The sequence below is a fragment of the Halorussus halophilus genome (genome assembly GCF_008831545.1).
Taxonomy (GTDB): domain Archaea; phylum Halobacteriota; class Halobacteria; order Halobacteriales; family Haladaptataceae; genus Halorussus; species Halorussus halophilus.
On record NZ_CP044524.1, the window covers coordinates 512,549 to 531,768 of the forward strand.

The following is a 19,220-nucleotide window of genomic DNA, read 5'->3' on the forward strand; positions in this document are numbered from 1 at the left end:
CGTTCGAGTTACTGCTCAGTGAGTAAAATAAAGGACCGAACGTCGAAATCACCGATTGCTGGTGTAGCTACGCCAGTTGTGTGCGACTGACACCGGCCATACCATTGTCGAAACCCAAGGGAGCTTACCCCTCCCTCTCGAAGTGGCGCCAACAAAAAAGTCGAGAGTCGAACCGCTCTACCGCGCTATTCGACGTCCGTCGTGTTGAACATCTGCCTGCTCGGTCCGGCCGCGCCGAACTGCGGCGGGTTGACCGTGTCGTACCAGAACCGCTGGTCGATGCGGTGGTACGTCGGCAGGAAACAGACGTCCTCCCAGTTTGCCTCCTCGATCTGGACGTACGCCTCGTTGCGGGCTTGTTCGGCTTGGTCGGTCGGTGCGGGATTGTTCTGAATCTGTTCCCACGCGCTGGTCGCCTGATTGGCCGCCTCGGTGCCGGACCAGTTGACGTACGAGATGGGTGCGTCCTGCGAGGTGTCGGTCTGCGGTGGGTTCAGCAGTTGCAGGAAGTTGTCTGGCGCGGGCCAGTCCATGATCCACCCCAGCGAGTACGCCTGCAGGTTGCCGTTCCGGCCCCGTTCGAGGAGCGTCGAGAACGGCGCGCTCTCGACGTTGACGTCGATGAAGGCGCTCTGGAGTTGGTCGCGCAGGAGGATAGCGACTTCCTCCCACGTCGGCGACGACTGGTAGACGGTGAACGTGAAACTTGCCCGGTTGTTCGGACCGAAGCCAGCGTCTTGCATCACCTGTCGCGCTTGGTCGAGTTGCGTCTCGTTGTAGCCGTACGGGTAGTTCTGCTGTGCGTGCTGGTTGTACGCCTCCGGCCCACCCGGATAGATGGACGGCGGCGTGAAGTGATAGCTCGCCTCGCCGCGACCCTTGAAGATTTGTTCGATGACGGCCTGCTGGTTCATCGCGTACGCGGCCGCCTGTCGAATCGGCTTGTCCACGGCGGCCGTGTTGAAGCCGACGTAGAACGCGTTGATGGTCGGCACGCCGAGGTAGTTCAGTGTCTCGCCGTTGCGAACCGGTCCGTACGTCCCGGTCTCCCGACCCTGTTGGTCCGTGTTCTCGACGGTCAACTTGGACGGGTCGTAGAAGTTCGTCGGAATGGAGAAGTAATCGGCGTTCTGGTTCATCGCGTACGTCCAGTGGGCGTTGGCGTCCTCGATGATGGCCCAGTTGATGGCTTCGACGTTGGCGGCGTTCCCGTGGTAGTCGTCGTACCGCGAGACTTGGGCTTCCGTGTTGCTCTGCCACCGCTCGAACTGGAACGGTCCCGCGCCGATGGGATTGCTCGTCGCGAACTGGTTGTACGGCATCTGGCCGTCGTATCCTTCGATGTCGCCGACGATGCCCTCCGGGAGGGCGGCGAACGCCGTGTAGGCGAGCATCGGGAGTGTCGCGTGGAATGGCTGTTCGAGCCTCATCTCCAGCGTCTTGTCGTCTACGGCGTTGACACCGAGCGTCCCCGGTCGATACACTTCCTCGCCGTCCTGTTGCATCGTCTCGTGTTGGACGCCGATGGAGTCGAGGATGAAGTAGCTCCGTCGGGACTCGTCGGAGGCCGCCAGTCGCTCCCACGAGTAGACGAAGTCCTGCGCAGTGACGTCTTTGCCGTTGTGGAACGTCGCGTTCTCCTTGATGTTGAACGTGTACGTTCGGAAGTCGTCGGACGTGTTGAACTGACTAGCGAGCAGGTTCTTTACCTCGACGTCGCCGAACGGATAGTTCATCAGCGCGTCGAACACCTGCTGGATGACGGTCCCAGACGCGGTGTCGGTCGCCTTGATGGGGTCCATCGTCGTCATCGACCGATTGATGAGGTTCAGCGTACCGCCGCCACCCCCGTCCCCGTCCTGCGTGGTCGTGTCTTGTGCCGCTCCAGTGCCTGTGAGTGCGACAGCCGCCGCGGTCCCGCCGGTTGCTTTCAGGAAGGACCGACGTGACATGTTGGATTTCTCGGACATGCAGACGAGTGGACAACGAGGTGGCTTATGTAATTAATCAATATTAATGAAGGATTAGCAGTTTAGTAAAACCACACGACGGAACACGTGTTTGGACGAACGTGTGCGAATCAAACGAAATCAGTCGAAACCGCTCGGAAGGTCGGCCACGGAACGGTACTGTACCCCAGGTAGACGCTACCCAATAGAGTTTCAGCGACTGGACTGGTCGAGTACGCGTTCCCTGACAGTTCGCAGTCTCGGTCGGTGGTGAGAACAGCACGCGCCTGCGGAGATACATCCGGTGCATAACAAAACCACTCGGTGCCGTTTTCGTCGGAAAATACCGCATGGGACCATCGAACCTCATCGAGCGACTGCGGGAGAGAGAGCCACTACGAGACGACCGCGCCACGTCTCCGACTATCGGAGCAGTGTTGCTCGTCGCCGTGACCGTGCTACTGGCGACGACAGCAGGCGCGGGGATGTTCTCGCTGGCGCAGAGCCAGCAGGTCGCCTTCGCAACCGCGACGGTGGACCACGACCCCGGCGAAGACAGGGTGTCCGTGACGTGGGTGGCCAACGCCGACGCCGAGCAACTGTGGGTGAAGATTCTGGTCGGCGACGAGAGCAGGACGGTGACGCTGAACGCGGTGGGCGACAAGGTGGTCGTGGACGAGGACGGCGTGCGAGTGAGTCAGTCCAAAGTAGTGACGTGGAACCACCCCACGGTCTCGGACGGCGACGAAGTGACGGTGACGGTGGTCGCTCGGAAAGGCGGGGAGTCGGTCGTGCTGTCGGAACAGACGGCCAGAATATAGGGTAGGGGACGGTGAACCTCTATTTCCACGGCTTCTGTACTGAGGATACTCCGAGAAGGTTCCTGCTCACACTCGACGTACGAGAGACCGGACAGCAGGGGCCACGAATCTTCCCAACCGACTCGCTCGCCGTGTTCGCTCGTCCACGTCACATCGCTCCGCTCAGGAGGACCATTTCGGGATTCGGCCGCACCTACCGGGTGATAGGTTTCTACGTTCGGACTACGTCCCGTAACTGATTCTGTGGTTTTGCTCGATACGTGGCGCAATTTGCTTATTCGACTTCCTCGTGTTGAGCATGGTCAACCCATTCGACAAGTGCAGAATCGCCTGTGAACCGAATGGTTCCGTGCCGCTGGTCGTAATCAATTACTTCTGCATCCCTCAGTTTAGGCAACAAGGAGTGATGGAGTTCGATTCGGACTTTCTCTCGGTTGACCTGCTTGTCAGTTTCTTCTCCTGCCGCTTTGTACTTGCTTACGCCTTTCACAGCGTCATCGATTTCCGCGACTTCCCCTTCCTTCGTGACCAAGTAGTAAAGAAGATAGCGACAGTGTTCGTTACTCAGCAGGCTAAAGACGGTATTGAGGTCGGCAGTAACGCTTGGAGAACGATCTACTATCGAAGAATCGTTCTCTACCACACCCCTTAATTCCCCTTTGTCTTCCGGGAAATCATCGTCAGACATCTGATCGTACCTTTAATATCCATAAAGTAAATCGTGGTGCCTAACTGTTTAGGTTCGGCCCGTCAGCAGTACGTGCGTTCCGTTTCTCAGTCCACGTACAGCGAGTACGTAATCACGGCAAACCCAATCGCAGTGAGCGCGCTCTCGATGACCAGCACCAGATTCCGGTCGAGTCCGATGGCTTGGTCGGCGATACCCGCCAGAAACGCCCCGAGCGTGACGACGGCGAAGCCAATCGACAGTGCGCGGAGCGCAGGCGACCCAGTGCGCCGGTAGGCCTTGAACGCGAAGTAGGTGATGAGACCGCCGAGCAGTAACGAGGTGGTCTTCAGAACGATTACCAGCGTGGTGATTCCGTCTATCATGTTTCCTTTCGAACCTCCGACCACATGTCGGCGAGTCGTTCGTCGGTCGATTCCGGCGGTCGCTCGATAGCGACCGAGAGAGTTCGCTCCTCGGTGAGTTCGACCGACACCTCCTCGAAGTCGAGCCCGTACCGCGTCGTGTGGTGACCGTCGCTACGGACCTCAGTCAGTTCCGTCACCAGCGACGCGTCGCTGAGCAGGTCGAGTTTCCGGTAGACCGTCGAGAGTGGCACGTCGGTCGCGTCCGAGAGTTCGCTCGCTGTCATGGGTTCGTCTAGTTGCCGCACGATTGCCCGGCAGTCTGGGTCGTCGAGCGCGTCGAGAACCGCCTGCAAGTCGGGGGCGTTCGCCGTACCCGCCGGGTCGCGCACCATTCGTTCGACTGTTTCGTGACTCGACACATAATTCGTTCGACTCGGCCGAGCAGAGTTGCTGGTTGCGTGTCACTGTGACGCACTATTTCTCAGGAGTTGAGAACGAAACTCAGCTGGTGAGAATCACCGCCGCCTGCTTTTAAGTAGGGGTGTGAAGGTCAGCATGTAACCATGAGCCAAATCGGTGCCCCCGGAGACGGACCGTCCCGACGCGACTTTCTGAAAGCCACTGGTGCTGGCGGCCTCGCAGCGACCGCAGGCTGTACGGCACCGAGCGGACAGGAACCCCAATCGAACCAGCAGAAAGCCATGCAGAGCAACGCCGACGTTCCGTACACGAGTCCGCCCGAAATCGTCAACGTGGACGAGCAGGGCGGGAAGGTCACACTGAGCGCACGCGAAGCGAAGCAGGCCGTCCACCCCGGCGATTCGATGGGCGGTCCCGTCGAACTGCCGCGCGTCTGGGCCTTCCAAGCAGACGACGGTGAACCGAGCGTTCCCGGTCCCATCCTCCGCACGACGGAGGGCGAGGACATGGAAGTGACGCTGGACAACACGCAGAGCGACATGCCCCACACGCTCCACTTCCACGGCGCACGCAAGACGTGGGAGAACGACGGCGTGCCGACGACGACCGGTATCACGGTCAACCCCGGCGAGAAACACACCTACACGATTCCGGCGAACGTGCCCGGCACGCACTTGTACCACTGCCACTTCCAGACGCCGCGCCACATGGAGATGGGGATGTACGGCATCTTCCGCGTGGACCCGAAGGGGTACGAACCCGCAGACCGCGAGTACTTCATGACGTTGAAGGACTGGGACTCGTCGCTCTCGCGGATGATGGCTGGCGAGAAGGCGAACTACAACCCGCGCCAGCGGAACTGCGACGTGTTCACCATCAACGGGAAGTCTGCCCCGCGCACGCTCCACCCCGAAGACGGGTCGCCAATCATCGTCAAGCAAGGCGAGACGATTCGGGTTCACTTGGTCAACGCGGGCTACATGTCCCACCCGATGCACATCCACAACCACCGCTTCCAGTTGATCGAGAAAGACGGCGGAAATATCCCCGAGGCGGCGCGCCACGACGAGGACGTGACGAACCTCGGACCCGCCGAGCGACACACTATCGAGTTCGAAGCGGACGCTGACCCCGGCATCTACCTGATGCACTGCCACAAGGTCAATCACGTCATGAACGGCCGGAGTTACCCGGGCGGGATGCTCAGCGCCGTCGTCTACGAGTCGGCGATGGACACCGACATCTTCGCCAAACTGATGGAGTACGCGGGCTACGAAGGAGGGAACTGAGATGAGCGAAGCCGACACGATGCGACGCGCGTCGCAGACCACCCGTCGGGGCTTCCTCCGTGGGACGGCAGGCGTCGGCGTGGCCGCAACTGTCGCGGCCACACCCGCCGCGACCGGACGAGCGAGCGCCAGCGAAGGAGCAGACCTCGACGCGTGGTTCGAGAAGACCACGAACTACGACGGCGTCGTGGACGAGACCGGCAACGACGAAGTTACCATCAGCGTCGGCTCAGACGCGAACGGCGGTGCGTTCGGATTCGGCCCGGCGGCCGTCCGCGTTGACCCCGGCACGACAGTCGTCTGGGAGTGGACCGGCGAGGGCGGCAGTCACAACGTCGTCGCCGCGGACGGCTCCTTCGAGAGCGAGATGACAGGCGAGAAGGGACACACCTTCGAACACACCGTCGAGTCGGAGGGCGTCGTCAAGTACGCCTGCCAGCCGCACGACCCGATGGGAATGCGAGGCGCGCTCGTCGTCGGCGACGCGGCAGTCGGAGTCGGAGCGAGCGGCGACGGCATGACGCTGACCCCCGAGACGACCGCAGTCGGCGGAAGCATCCTGCTCTCCCTGCTCTCGCCGCTGGTGTTCGGGGCGTTCCTCTACGGTCGCAGTCGCGGCAAGCGCGAGACGACTCACTCGCCGGGAATGGTCGAAGGCGCTAGCAAGCGGTGAGCGCAGAATTGGGAACAAAAGATACCGAGCGGACGAGAAACAGCGAGCGGACGAGACGGCGAGAGAGAAAGCGAACGAATCGGCTCCCGACTACGACGTTTCGACGTGCCGACTTTTTCTGGGTTGCTCGTACGGGTTCGACTCTGCCGCAAGGTCGCGCAGGCGAGCGATTCGCTCCTCGGTCGGCGGGTGCGTCTCGACAGAGAGCGGCACCGTCGCGCCCTCGGGGTCTTCGTCCTCCCCGGAGAGGCCGTGGGGCATGAAACACAGTTCGCGCACGCCGCCGACTCGTGCGTCCGAGTCCGGCCGCGCGGGCGCGGCCTCGTCCAACTGTTCGAGCGCGCTCGCCATCGCGGCGGGCTTGCCGGTGATGAGTGCGCCAGCACGGTCGGCGACGAACTCCCGGTCCCGCGAGAGCGTCGCGCTCAGATAGACGACCGGCGTCGCCAGCGCGCCGAGCGCCACACCACCGAACAGCACCGAGAAGCCGACGAACCCTGCGAACGCGAGTACCGACGCGAACGTGAACGGTTCCACGCCGATCATCGTCGTGCTGGCCGCGTAGCCGAGAATACTGGCGACGACGAGACCGACCGATTTGAGCGCTGACGACCCGACGGAGAACAGCGAGTACTCCTTGCTCGCCAGCGCGGGGAGGAACGTCGCTAGCGTCATCACGCTGGCGTCTCGATTGCGAACGTGTGCGAGTTCGTGGGCCAACACGGCGTCTAACTCGTCGCCCGAAAGCGTGTCGAGCAGTCCCGTCGAGACTACGACCGTGGCCTCGGAGACGCCGCCGACGGTGAAGCAGTTCGGCACGTCGGTGTCGGCGACGGCGAGCGTCGGCACCGCGAGGTCGGCCGATTGGGCGAGGCGACCGAGTCGCGCGTGCAGGTCGGGATACTCAGTCGAATCGACTACTTCGGCGTCAGTCTCGGCGAGCGTCTCTTTGCGGGTGTAGCGCAGTTGTGCCCACGCGACGGCGGCCGTCGCGGGCACGAGCAACGCGAGCAGGCCGACGAGCGAGGCCGACTCGGGAATTACTGGCGCGAACCACGGTCGCAGGAGCGAGGCGAGCGTGGCCACGAAGAGGGCGTCCAGCGCCAGCACGACCGCGAGCGTCGCGGCGATGCGTGCGGTGAGGTCAGTATCTCGGGTCATTGGGGGCAGGGACCGTTCGCTTCTTCATTGGAGAAGGAGGAAGATATATTTGACTGAAAGGTTTACGTTTTCTCCCGTGGGACACAACCGCCGCCACGCCGCCCTCGCGACCCTCTGTGTGTTCGCGGTCCTGTTAGCCGCTTCCCTCTTCCCCGCTAGTGGTTTCGGAGCCTATCCGGCCGGAGTGTGGAGCGACAGCGGGACCGGCGCGCCCGACGGAGAGGCGACCGTCGGTCCGACGACGACCGTGGATTTCTCGACGACGACCGAATCGACGGCCGACACTTCGACGACGGACACCGGTGAGACGACGGACGGCACGACGACTACAGCAACGACTACCGAACGGACTACGACTGCCGCCTCCGATAGTGATTACGACGACGGCGGGTTCGACGGCGAGGGCGTGAAGACGTTCTTCCTCCTCTTCGGCGTCCTCTTTCTCGGACTCGTCGGGGTCGGCTTCCTTCGCGGAACCCTCGCCACTGCGAGCGCCAGCGGAGCCTTCCCGTTCACCATCACGATTCGCGGGGTACCGCTCGGCGACCTCGTCGGTGGCCTCCCCGAGCGGACGATGACGTTCATCGTCGGCTTCTCGTCGTCGATGCCGCAGTTGCTCGACGACACCGCCAACCTGACGAGCGAAGTCGGCAAGGGCCTCGCCATGGTGCTTTCCGGCACCGGCAGTGCTATCGGGAAAATCGCCAGCGCGAGCGCAGGCGGTCTCGTCGCGGCGTTCACCGCCGTGCCGCGCGCGCTCTCCGGATTCTCGGGAGCGTCGAGTATCTTCTCGGGCATGAGCATGCCGAGCATCGGCCGCGACTCTTCGAGCGGGAGTCGGTCCAGTTCCGACTCGTCGCCCGACAGTCCGGAACCGGAGGAGACCCGCCCGCCGACCATCGAGGAGGCGTGGGAGACCATGGCCGACCGCGTGTTCGTGCGTAACCGACGAGCGCGGACGCCAGAAGAGTTCGCCCGCGCCGCGGTCGAACGTGGCTACCCCGACGAGGCAGTTCGGAAACTGACGGACGTGTTCCAAGAAGTTCGATACGGCCGCCGGTCCAGAGACGACAGGACCCCGAGGGCGCGGTCGGCGCTCGACCGCATCAAGCGCTACTGGGACGGTGACGACGAATGAACCTCCTGCGCGATAGGAACCTCGCGCTGGTCGGTACCGTGTCCCTACTGCTCGCGCTTGGCGTCGCGTTCGTGCCGAGCGTGGCCGCCCTCCTGCGACCACTTGCAGGGCTGACGGGGCAAGGGACCGTACTACTGGTCGGTGCCGTCGCGGGCCTGCTCGGCCTCTGGTCGTTCAAGCAGGGCGTCGGCGACACCGACGAAGCAGACCTCTGGACGCCGCAGAAGCTACCGGAGCGCGCCTACTACGACGAACATCGGACCGCAGGCGCGGACGTAGACTCCGTGCTAGACGAAGAAGAAGTGATGGCTGGTCCACGAAACGAAGCCCGCAGTCGCATCCGAAAGACGGCCGTCTCGGTGGTCGCCAACGCACAAGACTGTAGCGGCGGCGAAGCGAACGGGCGACTCAACGACGGGTCGTGGACCGACGACCCACGAGCGGCCGCCTTCTTCGCCGAGCGCGGCGTCGCCGACGTTCCGCTTCGCGCGCGAATTCGAGACTGGGCCAGCGGCGAAGCGTTCGAGCGGCAGGCCCGCCACGCCGTCGCGGAGATGGAGCGACTCGCCACCACCGACATCGAGAGTCGCCGACGGCCCCAGCACACGGGGCTGTTCGCCGACGACGACGAGAGCGTGCCGATAGCTGGCGAAGATTTAGGTGAGATTTACAACAAGTCGGACGGGACGAGCGACTCGTCCGCGAACGACTCCGCAGAATCCGAGCGCGACGCTACGGAGTCTCGCTCGGAGCAGTTGGGAGACGAACCCCCACTCACGCCGGAGATGCGAGCGACCCAATCCAAGAGCGGGAATCAGCAAATAGACGACGAACTGAACCGAGAGCGAGACGACCCCGACGGCGACAAAGCACTACAGCAACAGCTGCTCGCCGACGACTTGGAGGGGAGCCAATGAGCGGTGAAGTCGTCGCGGTACTGGTCGGCGGCGTCACCGTCGCGGCGCTCTACCTGCTCGTGTTTGGCGCGTCGGCGTCGTACAGCCGAAACGACCCGCACGGAGACGGCGACAGAGACGACAGCGGCGTCCTCGACTCCGGCCCGCGCTGGAACGCAGGTCTCACCGTCGCCCTGCTCACTGGGGCCGCTGGAGTTCTCCTCCAGAATCCCGCCATCTTCCTCTCGTCGGTGGTCGGCTTCGCGTACGCCGCCTACCAGTACGGCTCTCGCTCGCCGGACCTCGACGTGAGCGTCACCCGAACCGTGGACGACCACACGCCGGTTCCGAGTAGCGACGTGAACGTCTCGGTGACCGTGACCAACGAGAGCGAGCGAACGCTGGCCGACCTCCGCGTCGTGGACGGTGTCCCCGACCAACTCGAAGTCGCCTCGGGGTCGCCGCGCCACGCGACGAGTCTGCGCCCCGGCGAGAGCGAGACGTTCGACTACGCGCTCACTGCGCGGCGCGGCGAACATCGATTCGGCAAGACGACGCTCGTCGCCAAGAACCTGAGCGGCGCGTCCGAACAGCGCGACGAACGAGACGCACGCGACACCGACATGGACATCGAACACTCCACCATCACCTGCGAGACGCGCGCCGAAGAAGTTCCCCTTCCCTCCCGCACCTCGTCGTATCCGGGCCACATAACGACCGACTCGGGCGGCGAGGGCGTGGAGTTCTACGCGACTCGGGAGTACCGACCCGGCGACCCCCTCTCGCGCGTCGATTGGAAGCGCGTCGCCAGAACGGGCGAGATGACGACCGTCGAATTCCGCGAGACGCGGGCGGCGACTGTGGTCGTCGTCGTGGACGTTCGGACGCTGGCCCACGTCACCCGAAAAGACGGCGAACCGGACGCCGTGGAACTAGGCGCGTACGCCGCCGAACGACTCTCGGACGCACTGCTTCAGCAGAACAACCGCGTCGGACTCGCGCTGTTCGGCCCGACCGAGGAGTATCTCGAACCGTCGGGCGGCACCGAACAGGCCGCTCGCATTCGGGCGATGCTCCGAGAGACGCCGGAACCGAGAGAACAGTCGGTCGGTCTGTTCAGCGACCGACGCCGGACGCGCGCGAACCGACAGCGGTTCGAGACGCTCCGCAAGCGACTGCCCGACGCGGCCCAAATCGTCTACCTCTCGCCGATGTTGGACGAGGGCGCAGTGGACATGGTCGAGCGATTCGAAGCGTACGGCCACCCCGTCACCGTCGTCAGTCCCAACGTGACGGGTGATACGACCGGTGGCACCGTCGAGCGACTGGACCGCGAGGAGCGACTCTCCGCCGTTCGCGGTGGCGGCGTTCGCACGATAGACTGGTCACCGGACGAACCGATTCGTACGGCCATCGCCGCGGCCACCGCGGGGTGGTCCCAATGAGTACCGCGAACAACTTCGAACGCGGCGCGACCCGATTCAGTTCGACCGTCGCGGCACTCGTCGCCGTACTCGTCGGTCTCGGACTCGGCGTCGCCACCGACACGACGGCCAGCGTCCTCGGCGTCCTCGCCGGGGCCGTACTGGTCGCGCTCGGCGTCCGTGCGCTCCAGCGCGAGTCGAACGACCGACGCGCGGCCGGGAGTCTCGGCCTCGTCGTCGGCACCGTCGCGTTCGCCGTCGCCGCGCTATTCGGCGAGGCGGTCGCGGTGCTGGTCGGCCTCGCAGTCACGGCAGTGGTCGTCAACGCCACCGTCGATTTGGACGAGGCAGTCGCCAAGCCCGTCCGACAGACGACGTGGCGCTCGGCGACCGTGCTGGCGGTGGGTGCAGTCCTCGCGGTGGGCCTGCACGCGAACGTATTCACCACGAGCGCGGGCCTGCTGACGACCGGCATCGTCGAGATTGCGACGACCCACGACCTCGCGCGACTCGTCGCGTTGCAGGTCGAGATACTCGCCATCGGCGAGTTGCTGTTCTGGGCGGTGCCGGTGCTGGACCGCTGGCTCCCCGCAGACAGCGACGTTCGCGAGGCGATGCTCGAACGCATCGACCTCCGCGTCGAGAACGTCCCGCGAATCTACTGGGCGTTCCTCGGCGGGCAGTTCGTGCTCGCGATGACGACGTGGGGGCCGCGCTGGTTCGCCGGGTTCCTCGGCGTGCTGGGACCGATGGGCGACGCGGTGCAGTGGCTGTTGCGCTCGGGCGTGCTACATCTCCCGGTCGCCACAGTCCTGCTCGGACTCCTCGTCGTCCTCGTCGCCCGAATGATTCAGTGGCTGTTCGTCGGCTGGGCGGGGTCGAGTCCCCCGCGAACGCTCGCCCACGCGACGGGCGGCATCGTGGTCGTCCCGATTGCGGGCGTCCTCGCACTCGCACCCTTCGCGGGGCCGGTCACGGAGACGCTCTCGCGGGCAGGTTGGAGCCAGACGGTCGCGTCGCTCGGCACGAGCGCCACCCTGCTCGGCGTCGTCGCGACCACGCTGTTCGCGGTCGCCATCCTGCGAACGGTGGTGTTCCGCGTTATCGGCCCGTGGGTGACGACCGACGCCGCGGGCGGTTTCGCGGTCGGTGCGGCCCTGCTGTTCGTCGCGGCACTCGTCGCCGCCGAAACCGGCGCGGCCCCGCTGGTCGTCTTCGCGACGGTCGCTGGCGCGCTGGTCGTCCACGACCTCGGCGGCAACGCCGCGGAACTCGGGTCCCAAATCGGACGCGTGGCCGAGACCAGAACCGGCGAGGTCGCCCATACCGTGGGCGGACTGGCCGTCGCGGCGGTCGGCATCGTGTTGGCGACTGTCAGTGCCTACGTCCTCGGCCCGATTTCGACCGCGGCGGTTCCGGCGTGGCGCGCTCGACTGGCGCTCGTGTTAGTGCTGGTCGCCGTGGTGGCGTTCGTGGCGCTCATCAAGGAGTAGCCACTCCACCTGACGTTCTTTTCTGACGCCAAACGTGACAGGTCGCGCGAGTTTCTAAAGTCTGCTTCAGATAACTACTCCCGGCGAGTCGTGGACGGTCAGAGCATGTCCATCTCTGGGTGGCGACTCGTCGTCGTGGTCGGCGTGGTAGTTCTTACTGCCGCGGCAGTCGCAGTCGGCGTCAGTGGCGTCGGCGTGAGCACCCCGAGTATGTCGAACGCGTCCCCTTCGCCGACCAGTATCGACGCTTGCACGACGATTACGTCGCCCGGCACGTACGAACTGTCGCGGGACGTGGCGACCCGGACTCGCGAGTCGTGCATCGACATTCGAGCAGACGACGTCGAGTTGGACGGCGCAGGCCACGCGATAGACGGCCGGTCGCTCAGGGACAGTTCGACCGCCGTCGTTGTCGGCGCGCATCGGACGCGCTCGAACGTCACGGTCCGAAATATCGAGGTTCGGAACTGGGTGTACGGGGTCTCCGTGGTGAACGCCAGCGAAACTACTGTCGAAGGCGTCCGGACTTCACGAACGGTCGAGGGCGTCACGGTGGAGAACTCCTCGGACGTGACGGTCGCCGACTCGACTATCTCGAACGGCTTCGTCGGAATTTCAGTCGTCCACTCGCGACGAGTTGCCGTCCGGAAGACAGTCGTAGAGACGCAAGCTTCGATTGGCTTCTCCGTAATCGACTCTACTGACGTCGCTATCACGAACTCGTCCGGAAGAAGCAACCACGTCGGCGTCGCGCTGTTCGACACGACTCGCGTCCACGTCATCGGCGCGACGATAACCGAGAGTTCGGCGGTCGGCGTCACCGTCAGGAACACTCGACAGACGCGGATTTCGGAGAGTCGGTTGGACAACGCAGGCGTCACGACGACCACGATGAGTGGCCGAGTCCCCCGACGCTACACGTCGCGTGACCTCGCGCTCCGGAACTCTGCCCGAGAGACGGTTCGAAACCTCTCCCTCGCCGGGACGACTGTCTCGCTCTCCGGTGACGACCTGTTGCTCACCGGGACGTCAGACACGTCGGAGCGGGACGAGTCCGACGACGCCAGCGACTCGAATGCCAACGAGTGGAGACCGGTGACAGACCCGGTGACGGTAACTCCTTACGGCAGCGACAGTCGTCTCTGGCTCACAGTCCAGTACAGCGATGCTGCAGTTCGAGAGGCCAAAGTCGAGGAAGAGTCGCTTCGCGTGCTGGAATGTCGGGACGACGACTGCTCGCGCACAACGGGAGAACAGCGGCTGAGCTCGGGAAGGAACGCCGTCTCTGTGGAGGGCCACCGAATCGACCACGAAGTCGATTTCCTGCTCGTCGGCGTTCCATCGCGACGTCCGTCCGCGGTTTCGACACGGTAACAGCCGGGTATCGAACGTCGGGAAAATACGTTCGGCCGTCCAGTCTCCGCCTGCCGAAGGAGTGAAATCACACCGAACTACTCTGGTAGTTCCTGCATCGTCGCCACGTCCCGGAACTCGAAGCGCGCTCCACCACTAGTGCTCTCCGTGACGGTGCACGTCCACTCGTACACCTCGGTGAGTTCGCGGACGAACGCCAGTCCTAATCCGGTCCCGCCCTGCCCGGCCGCAGTCGTGAATCCCGGTTCGAACACAGCGTTACGGTGTTCGGACGAAATACCGGTTCCGTCGTCGGCCACGTAGAAGCCAGTCGGGAGTTCACCGACCGTGATGGTGACCGACTCGGACCCGTGTTCGACCGAGTTTTCGAACAGGTTTCTGAACAGATGCTGGATGTACGTCTCGTCCGCCTCTATCTCGCCGTCGAGTTCGAGTTCGAGTGTCGCATCGGGCGCGTCCACCTCCTCCCACGCGGCTTGGGACGCGTCTGCGAGTTGCACTGTGGTACCCGTAGAGACCGCTTCGTGACCTCTCGCCACGACCAGCATGACGTCCACCATGTCCTCGATGCGGTCGAACGCCTCCGTGACGTACTCGACGGCCTCCGGAGACGCCTCCTCCGGAAGCTGTTTGGCGTAAATCTGGCCGATAGCGGTGGGGTTCCGGAGTTCGTGTGCGAGCATGCTGGCGAAGCTATCGAGTCGCTCGTTCTGTCGTTCGAGTCGCTGTTCGCGTTCGTTGCGCTCGCTGACATCGCGGACGACGCCGACTCGGTCGTAGCTATCACCCTGCTCGGCCGGGAGGAGCGCGAAGGTCGCTTCGACTTCGATTCGTTCTCCGGACGCGGACTTCAGCGTCCCCTCGTACGTTCCCACGTCAGAGTCCTCGGTCGTTCCCACGTTGGAATCCTCGGTCAGCAGTTCGTGTTGAATCTCGTCGGTAGACTTGGCAGCCTCTTCCAACACGAGCGATATGTTCGAGTCGAGTATCGCCTCGCGGTCGTACCCGACGAGTTTAGTGTAGGCTTCGTTCACGAGCGTGAACACGTCGTCTTCGTTCACGACGAAGATGCCGTCGTTGACCGTCTCGACGATTCGCTCGTACCGTTCGAGTTCGTGACTGTAGCGTTCCGCTTCTCGCTGTTTCTCCTCGGCGTTGCGCGCACGGGTTCTCGCCTTGGCATCGTGATATCCCATGCCGAGACCGGCGAGACTACCGAGGGCCGGGAGAATGAGAAAGTTTGCGAGTTCGTCGTTGAGACCTGCCGCGAGTTTGACGAACAGGATGATAGCCAGCATCACTCCGATACCGCCCAAGCACCACCGAGCCATTCTGGAGTACAGTTCGGGACGGATATCCATTTGGGGGAGCCGATAGCCCGCATAGACGAGAGCGAGTCCGGGACCGCCCACCAAGATAGAGATTATCAGTACCTCTCCAGACGTACGGTCCAGTAGTGGCTTCACGAGTGGCATCCCGACTGCGATACCGAGGTAGAAGACACCGAGTGATAGAATAAATCGTCGTCCACCCACCCTTTTAAATAAATGGGACAAATAACTCATTGTCGTATAAATAGAGCGAGGAATAATATGCTTTTATCTTTTTAGTAACAGCCTATAAGTCAAATTCCCAACCTATTCTGGCCACGATTCTGGATTTCTGGCGAGAGTTCTACGCCTGTCCGGTACCGGCCCGCACTCTCACAGAGCGATGCCGAACGTTCTTTACGCCCCACTGAGACGACACGAACATGGACCAATCGACGGCGACGAACCACTGCAATCGCGTCCTCGACGCGGTCGGCGACGCAGTCATCGCCGACAGAGACTTCCTCGAAACCGTCCTCACCGGCGTTCTCGCTCGGGGCCACGTCCTGCTGGAAGACGTGCCCGGCACCGGCAAGACGCTGACCGCCCAGAGCTTCGCCAACGCGCTCGGACTATCCTTCAAGCGGATTCAGTTCACGCCCGACCTGCTTCCAGCGGACATCACCGGGTCGAACGTCTACAACGAGGGCAGCGGCGACTTCGACTTCTCCCCCGGTCCCGTCTTCGCAAACGTCGTGCTGGCCGACGAAATCAATCGCGCGCCCCCAAAAACGCAGGCCGCGCTCCTCGAAGCGATGGGCGAAGGGCAGGTCACGGTGGACGGCGTGACCCACGAGTTGCCCGACCCGTTCTTCGTCATCGCCACGCAGAACCCCGTCGAACAGGAGGGTACCTTCGGGTTGCCGGAAGCCCAGCGCGACCGCTTCATCGTCAAGACGACGATGGGCTACCCCGACTACGCTGGCGAGCGAAAACTCATCGACCAGCGCGCCAACCGCACCGCGAAGTCCCCCAGCGTCTCCGCAGTCGTGGACCGCGACGTGGTCGTCTCCCTCCAAAGCGTCCTCGAACACGTTCGCGTGGACGACAAGATTCGAGACTACGTGGTCGAGTTGGGTCGCGCCACGCGAGAAGACGACCGAATCGACGTCGGCATCTCACCGCGTGGCATCCAACGACTGTTCGAGGCGTCACGTGCCAAGGCAGTCGTCTCCGGCCGCGAGTACGTCGTCCCCGACGACGTGAAGGGTATCGTCCGGCCGGTGTTCGAGCATCGCCTCGTCCCCACCGACGAGGCCGCCGTCCGCGGCGTCGAACTGGGCGACATCGTGGACGACGTGGTCGCAGGCGTGGACGTGCCCGCCGTCGCGTCACCGTAGAAATTTCTCGCTGCTCCCTCGTGCTACCTGAGCGCCATCACGAGTAACACGATTGCGACGACTGCACCCGGAAGTGCGACCGAGAGTTGCGTCGGCGAGCCACCGCTTCCGGCGAAGTCACCGAGAAGCGTCGCGAGCACACCAGTCGAGAGTGCCGCGAGTACGCCGACACTCAATACGCCGCCAGCGTGGAGCAGTTCGACCTGCCGAGTGTCGGCGCGACGGCCGATTTCCTTACCGAGCGTGACCCCGAACTCGCCCGCGTCCCAGACGAACAGACTGGCGAGCAAGCCGACGAGGAAGACGGCGAGCGGAATCCGGAGCGTCCCGGCGAACGCGACGGCGACGAACAGTCCGCCGCTCGCTATCGACGGGCCGGAGACGCGGTCCCGGACGAAGCCGAGTCGGAACACCAACCAGAGCGCGAGGACCGCTGTCGCTGCGACGACGAGGACGCCAGCAGTGATACCGAGGACGATGGCGTGTGAGCCGTAGAACGTCTCGACGTTCGCCGCGAGTCTTCTGAAGTTGCCGGATATCGGGGAACTGAGCCGACCCGCGACGAAGTCTACGAGCGCGTCCAGCACCGGGCCGTGGACTGTGAGGACTGCGGCCACGATGCCGAGTCCGCCGAGAAACGGCGCGTAGCCGACCATGACGGTCCGGACGTCGGTCTGCACCGACGAGCGGAGAAGTTTCGTCGCGACGACGGAGACGCCCGCGAGGAGCGCAGTTGTGAGGAGCACGTATCGAAGCGGGGCCGCACCGGTGATGGCGACGAGCACGTCGTACAGAACTCCGGGAAGCGTCCCGCGAACCACCGCTTCTGGGACCGCAATGTCGAGCAGGAAGACGAGCGGCAGGCCGACGAAGCCAGCGGCCGCGAGATTCGAACACGTCTCTTCGAGGCGCTGCCAGACGACCTCGGCCTCCACGTCTGCAATCGAGCGACCGGCCGTGAGTTCTCGGGTCGGGAGTGCGACGAGTGCGCGCGAGAGAGCCCAGACCGAGACAGTTGCGACGAGCCAGAACGAGAGGAATCGTGGTTGTGAGGCCGAATCTGTCGCCAAGAACCAGTCAGTCATCCCCGAGACGAACGAGTCCAGCAGGTCGCCGACGGGGCCGCCGAGTCCAGAGCCGAAGTTGGTGACGAGCGCGTAACCGAGAGTCAACACTGCGAAGCCGATGGGGAGTATTGCGGTGCGACTCACCAGTTGGAAGCCGTCTTCGAGCGACTCGCGGGTCACGAAGTTCCGCGGGACGGCGGCCGCACCGAAGACGGCCGCAGTCGTGCCGAGCGTGACCATCGCCACGCTCAGGATGCGCAACGTTTGTCCGACGACGCGCGTCGAAGTCGAGGCCGGGAACGACGAAGCGAACTCCACGAGCAGGACGTAGCCGACGCCCACCGCTGCTGCGGCACCGGCCGGAACCACGAGCGCGCTCGCGGCGACTGTCGCCGGAACCTGCCAGCGGTCCCACGTGAGCAACCAGCAGACGCCAGCGAAGCAGAGCGCACCCGCGACGCTGGCGGCCAGTCCTTTGACGACGGTGACACCGAGCGTAACTGCCAAGAGGCCGACCGTACAGAGCGTCGCCAGCAGTGCTAGCGCGGTACTCGCGCGAGTCGCTTCCCAGTTTGTGGCTGGTGGCTGTCCGTCCGTCGTGGTCCCCTGCCGGTCGTCGGGGTCGGTAGTTTCGAGCGTCATTGATTCGAGAGTAGCGTGCGCAGCGAGCGGTCGAGTGCCAGTCCGAGCGGGTCCTCTACGTCCCAGTCCACGGTCGTCGCCCCCGCTAACTCGGCGTCCCAGAGCCGCAGGTCGCGGTGGACCGCGGCGACGGTCTGGCCGGGCGACCCCTCGCGCGCGACGGCGGGCGAAAGGACGAGCAGGTCGTGGTTGCGAGTAGCCAGCGAGCGCGCGAACGACACGGGCCACTCGTCGAGCAACGGCGAGACGAGGACGACGTGGGCGTCTTTCGGCAGGCGCGCGAGCAGTGCTTCGGTCGTCTCGTCCGAAACTTCGGTTCCACCGTCGGGAGTCGCGACCGGACTGTCGGCCGCGGTGGTCTCGCCCGCGGGCTCGGTCGTTTCCGCCGCCGAGTCACGCACGGCGTCGAACAGCAGTCTGGCGTTCACCGCGGTGCCGGTCTCGCCCTCCGGCGCGACCCACGGCAGGCCGTCGGCACCGACGACTTCGTCGTCGCCGACGCCGAGGGCGGTCAGGCCGGTGGCGACGTTCGCGCCGACGAGCGCCTCGTAGAGACGTTCGGCGGCGTACGTCGAGAGTTCCGCGCCGTCGGGGTAGCCCGGTTTCGGGACGACTCGCGTAACCGGCCGAACGTCCACGACGACCACGGCTTGTGTGGCGCGCTCCTCGTGGAACTGCACGGTCGTCAGTTTCCCCGTCTTGGCGTACCGACGCCAGTCGAGGCGGGCGATTGGGTCGCCCGGTTGATACTCCCGCGTCGAGTGGAACTGGACGCCCTCGCCACCGCTCTCGGTCGGTCGCGTGCCGACGCGGAAGTGCGAAGCACGCTCGACGGGAGCGTCGGTGACGGCCTGCGAACAGGACAGCGTCGTCTCGCCGGTTGGTTCGACCGTCGGGGTGTGTCTGCGCGTCCCCGTCAGCGTCCGGAGTCTGACAACCGGGTCCGAGAACTCGTGGTCGCCGCGCTTGGCCGCGACTTCGTAGGTCAGCGTGCGCGTCTCGCCGGAGCGGAGCGCGAAGGCACCGCGCGGTGAGCCATCGACCACGCGCAGTTCGTCGGGGACGCCGTCGATTACTCGGAAGTCGAACAGCGTGCGGTCGCCCGTGTTCTCGACTTCGAGCGTCACC

General features: G+C 64.2%; 16 protein-coding genes and 1 pseudogene. 9 read left to right on the forward strand and 8 right to left on the reverse strand.

The features are described from left to right. Positions 1–185 precede the first annotated feature (185 nt). Positions 186–1,970 carry an ABC transporter substrate-binding protein gene (locus tag F7R90_RS20550; RefSeq protein ID WP_158059424.1) on the reverse strand — a complete coding sequence of 595 codons (1,785 nt, stop codon included), beginning with the start codon at positions 1,968–1,970 and terminating at the stop codon, positions 186–188. Positions 1,971–2,299: 329 nt separating this feature from the next. Here F7R90_RS20550 and F7R90_RS20555 point away from each other — a divergent pair, with 329 nt between their 5' ends. Next, positions 2,300–2,770 carry a type IV pilin gene (locus F7R90_RS20555; protein ID WP_158059425.1) on the forward strand — a complete coding sequence of 157 codons (471 nt, stop codon included), beginning with the start codon at positions 2,300–2,302 and terminating at the stop codon, positions 2,768–2,770. A gap of 274 nt (positions 2,771–3,044) precedes the next feature. On the opposite strand, the gene F7R90_RS20560 is transcribed toward F7R90_RS20555, so the two are convergent. From F7R90_RS20560 to F7R90_RS20570, 3 genes are all read right to left on the reverse strand, one after another. Continuing rightward, on the reverse strand, positions 3,045–3,458 hold the full coding sequence (locus F7R90_RS20560; RefSeq protein WP_158059426.1) for a DUF7344 domain-containing protein: 414 nt from the start codon (positions 3,456–3,458) through the stop codon (positions 3,045–3,047). Between the two features lie 86 nt (positions 3,459–3,544). Next, positions 3,545–3,823: a DUF7521 family protein gene (locus F7R90_RS20565; protein WP_158059427.1), complete on the reverse strand. Its 279-nt coding sequence runs from the start codon at positions 3,821–3,823 to the stop codon at positions 3,545–3,547. After that, on the reverse strand, positions 3,820–4,197 hold the full coding sequence (locus tag F7R90_RS20570) for a winged helix-turn-helix domain-containing protein (RefSeq protein WP_158059428.1): 378 nt from the start codon (positions 4,195–4,197) through the stop codon (positions 3,820–3,822). Before F7R90_RS20570 ends, F7R90_RS20565 begins: the two co-directional genes overlap by 4 nt. A gap of 171 nt (positions 4,198–4,368) precedes the next feature. Here F7R90_RS20570 and F7R90_RS20575 point away from each other — a divergent pair, with 171 nt between their 5' ends. Together F7R90_RS20575 and F7R90_RS20580 are read left to right on the forward strand one after the other, a co-directional pair. Beyond that, positions 4,369–5,514 (forward strand): multicopper oxidase domain-containing protein, encoded by a 1,146-nt coding sequence (locus F7R90_RS20575; RefSeq protein WP_158059429.1) that lies wholly within the window; start codon positions 4,369–4,371, stop codon positions 5,512–5,514. Between the two features lies 1 nt (position 5,515). After that, positions 5,516–6,002, forward strand: a pseudogene (locus tag F7R90_RS20580) (halocyanin domain-containing protein); the annotation flags it as partial. Between the two features lie 275 nt (positions 6,003–6,277). On the opposite strand, the gene F7R90_RS20585 reads toward F7R90_RS20580, so the two are convergent. Further along, entirely contained in the window at positions 6,278–7,348 is a 1,071-nt protein-coding gene (locus tag F7R90_RS20585; protein ID WP_158059430.1) for a M48 family metalloprotease, read from the reverse strand. Positions 7,349–7,424: 76 nt separating this feature from the next. On the opposite strand from F7R90_RS20585, the gene F7R90_RS20590 reads away from it, so the two are divergent. The 5 genes from F7R90_RS20590 (at position 7,425) to F7R90_RS20610 (ending at position 13,673) form a co-directional block, all read left to right on the forward strand. Continuing rightward, complete coding sequence (locus tag F7R90_RS20590) at positions 7,425–8,486, forward strand: DUF4129 domain-containing protein (protein ID WP_192498486.1); 1,062 nt, start codon at positions 7,425–7,427, stop codon at positions 8,484–8,486. Continuing rightward, positions 8,483–9,403, forward strand: a complete 921-nt coding sequence (locus tag F7R90_RS20595; RefSeq protein WP_158059432.1) for a DUF7269 family protein — start codon at positions 8,483–8,485, stop codon at positions 9,401–9,403. The genes F7R90_RS20590 and F7R90_RS20595 overlap by 4 nt, the downstream gene beginning before the upstream one ends. After that, a complete protein-coding gene (locus tag F7R90_RS20600; protein ID WP_158059433.1) occupies positions 9,400–10,827 on the forward strand; it encodes a DUF58 domain-containing protein in 1,428 nt (475 codons plus the stop codon). Before F7R90_RS20595 ends, F7R90_RS20600 begins: the two co-directional genes overlap by 4 nt. Beyond that, positions 10,824–12,299 carry a DUF7519 family protein gene (locus tag F7R90_RS20605; protein WP_158059434.1) on the forward strand — a complete coding sequence of 492 codons (1,476 nt, stop codon included), beginning with the start codon at positions 10,824–10,826 and terminating at the stop codon, positions 12,297–12,299. Before F7R90_RS20600 ends, F7R90_RS20605 begins: the two co-directional genes overlap by 4 nt. 105 nt (positions 12,300–12,404) lie before the next feature. Continuing rightward, the gene (locus F7R90_RS20610; RefSeq protein ID WP_158059435.1) at positions 12,405–13,673 is read left to right on the forward strand and encodes a NosD domain-containing protein; all 1,269 of its coding nucleotides are present in this window, start codon (positions 12,405–12,407) and stop codon (positions 13,671–13,673) included. 77 nt (positions 13,674–13,750) lie between these two features. On the opposite strand, the gene F7R90_RS20615 is transcribed toward F7R90_RS20610, so the two are convergent. Beyond that, the gene (locus F7R90_RS20615) at positions 13,751–15,148 is read right to left on the reverse strand and encodes a PAS domain S-box protein (RefSeq protein ID WP_192498487.1); all 1,398 of its coding nucleotides are present in this window, start codon (positions 15,146–15,148) and stop codon (positions 13,751–13,753) included. A gap of 278 nt (positions 15,149–15,426) precedes the next feature. Between F7R90_RS20615 and F7R90_RS20620 the strand changes: the two genes are divergently transcribed. Continuing rightward, complete coding sequence (locus F7R90_RS20620) at positions 15,427–16,383, forward strand: AAA family ATPase (protein WP_158059437.1); 957 nt, start codon at positions 15,427–15,429, stop codon at positions 16,381–16,383. A gap of 23 nt (positions 16,384–16,406) precedes the next feature. Here the strand turns inward: F7R90_RS20620 and F7R90_RS20625 are convergent, their stop codons facing one another. Together F7R90_RS20625 and F7R90_RS18080 are read right to left on the reverse strand one after the other, a co-directional pair. Further along, positions 16,407–18,092, reverse strand: a complete 1,686-nt coding sequence (locus F7R90_RS20625) for a DUF7519 family protein (RefSeq protein WP_192498508.1) — start codon at positions 18,090–18,092, stop codon at positions 16,407–16,409. Continuing rightward, positions 18,089–19,219: a DUF58 domain-containing protein gene (locus F7R90_RS18080; protein ID WP_225741349.1), complete on the reverse strand. Its 1,131-nt coding sequence runs from the start codon at positions 19,217–19,219 to the stop codon at positions 18,089–18,091. Before F7R90_RS18080 ends, F7R90_RS20625 begins: the two co-directional genes overlap by 4 nt. Position 19,220: the final 1 nt, after the last annotated feature.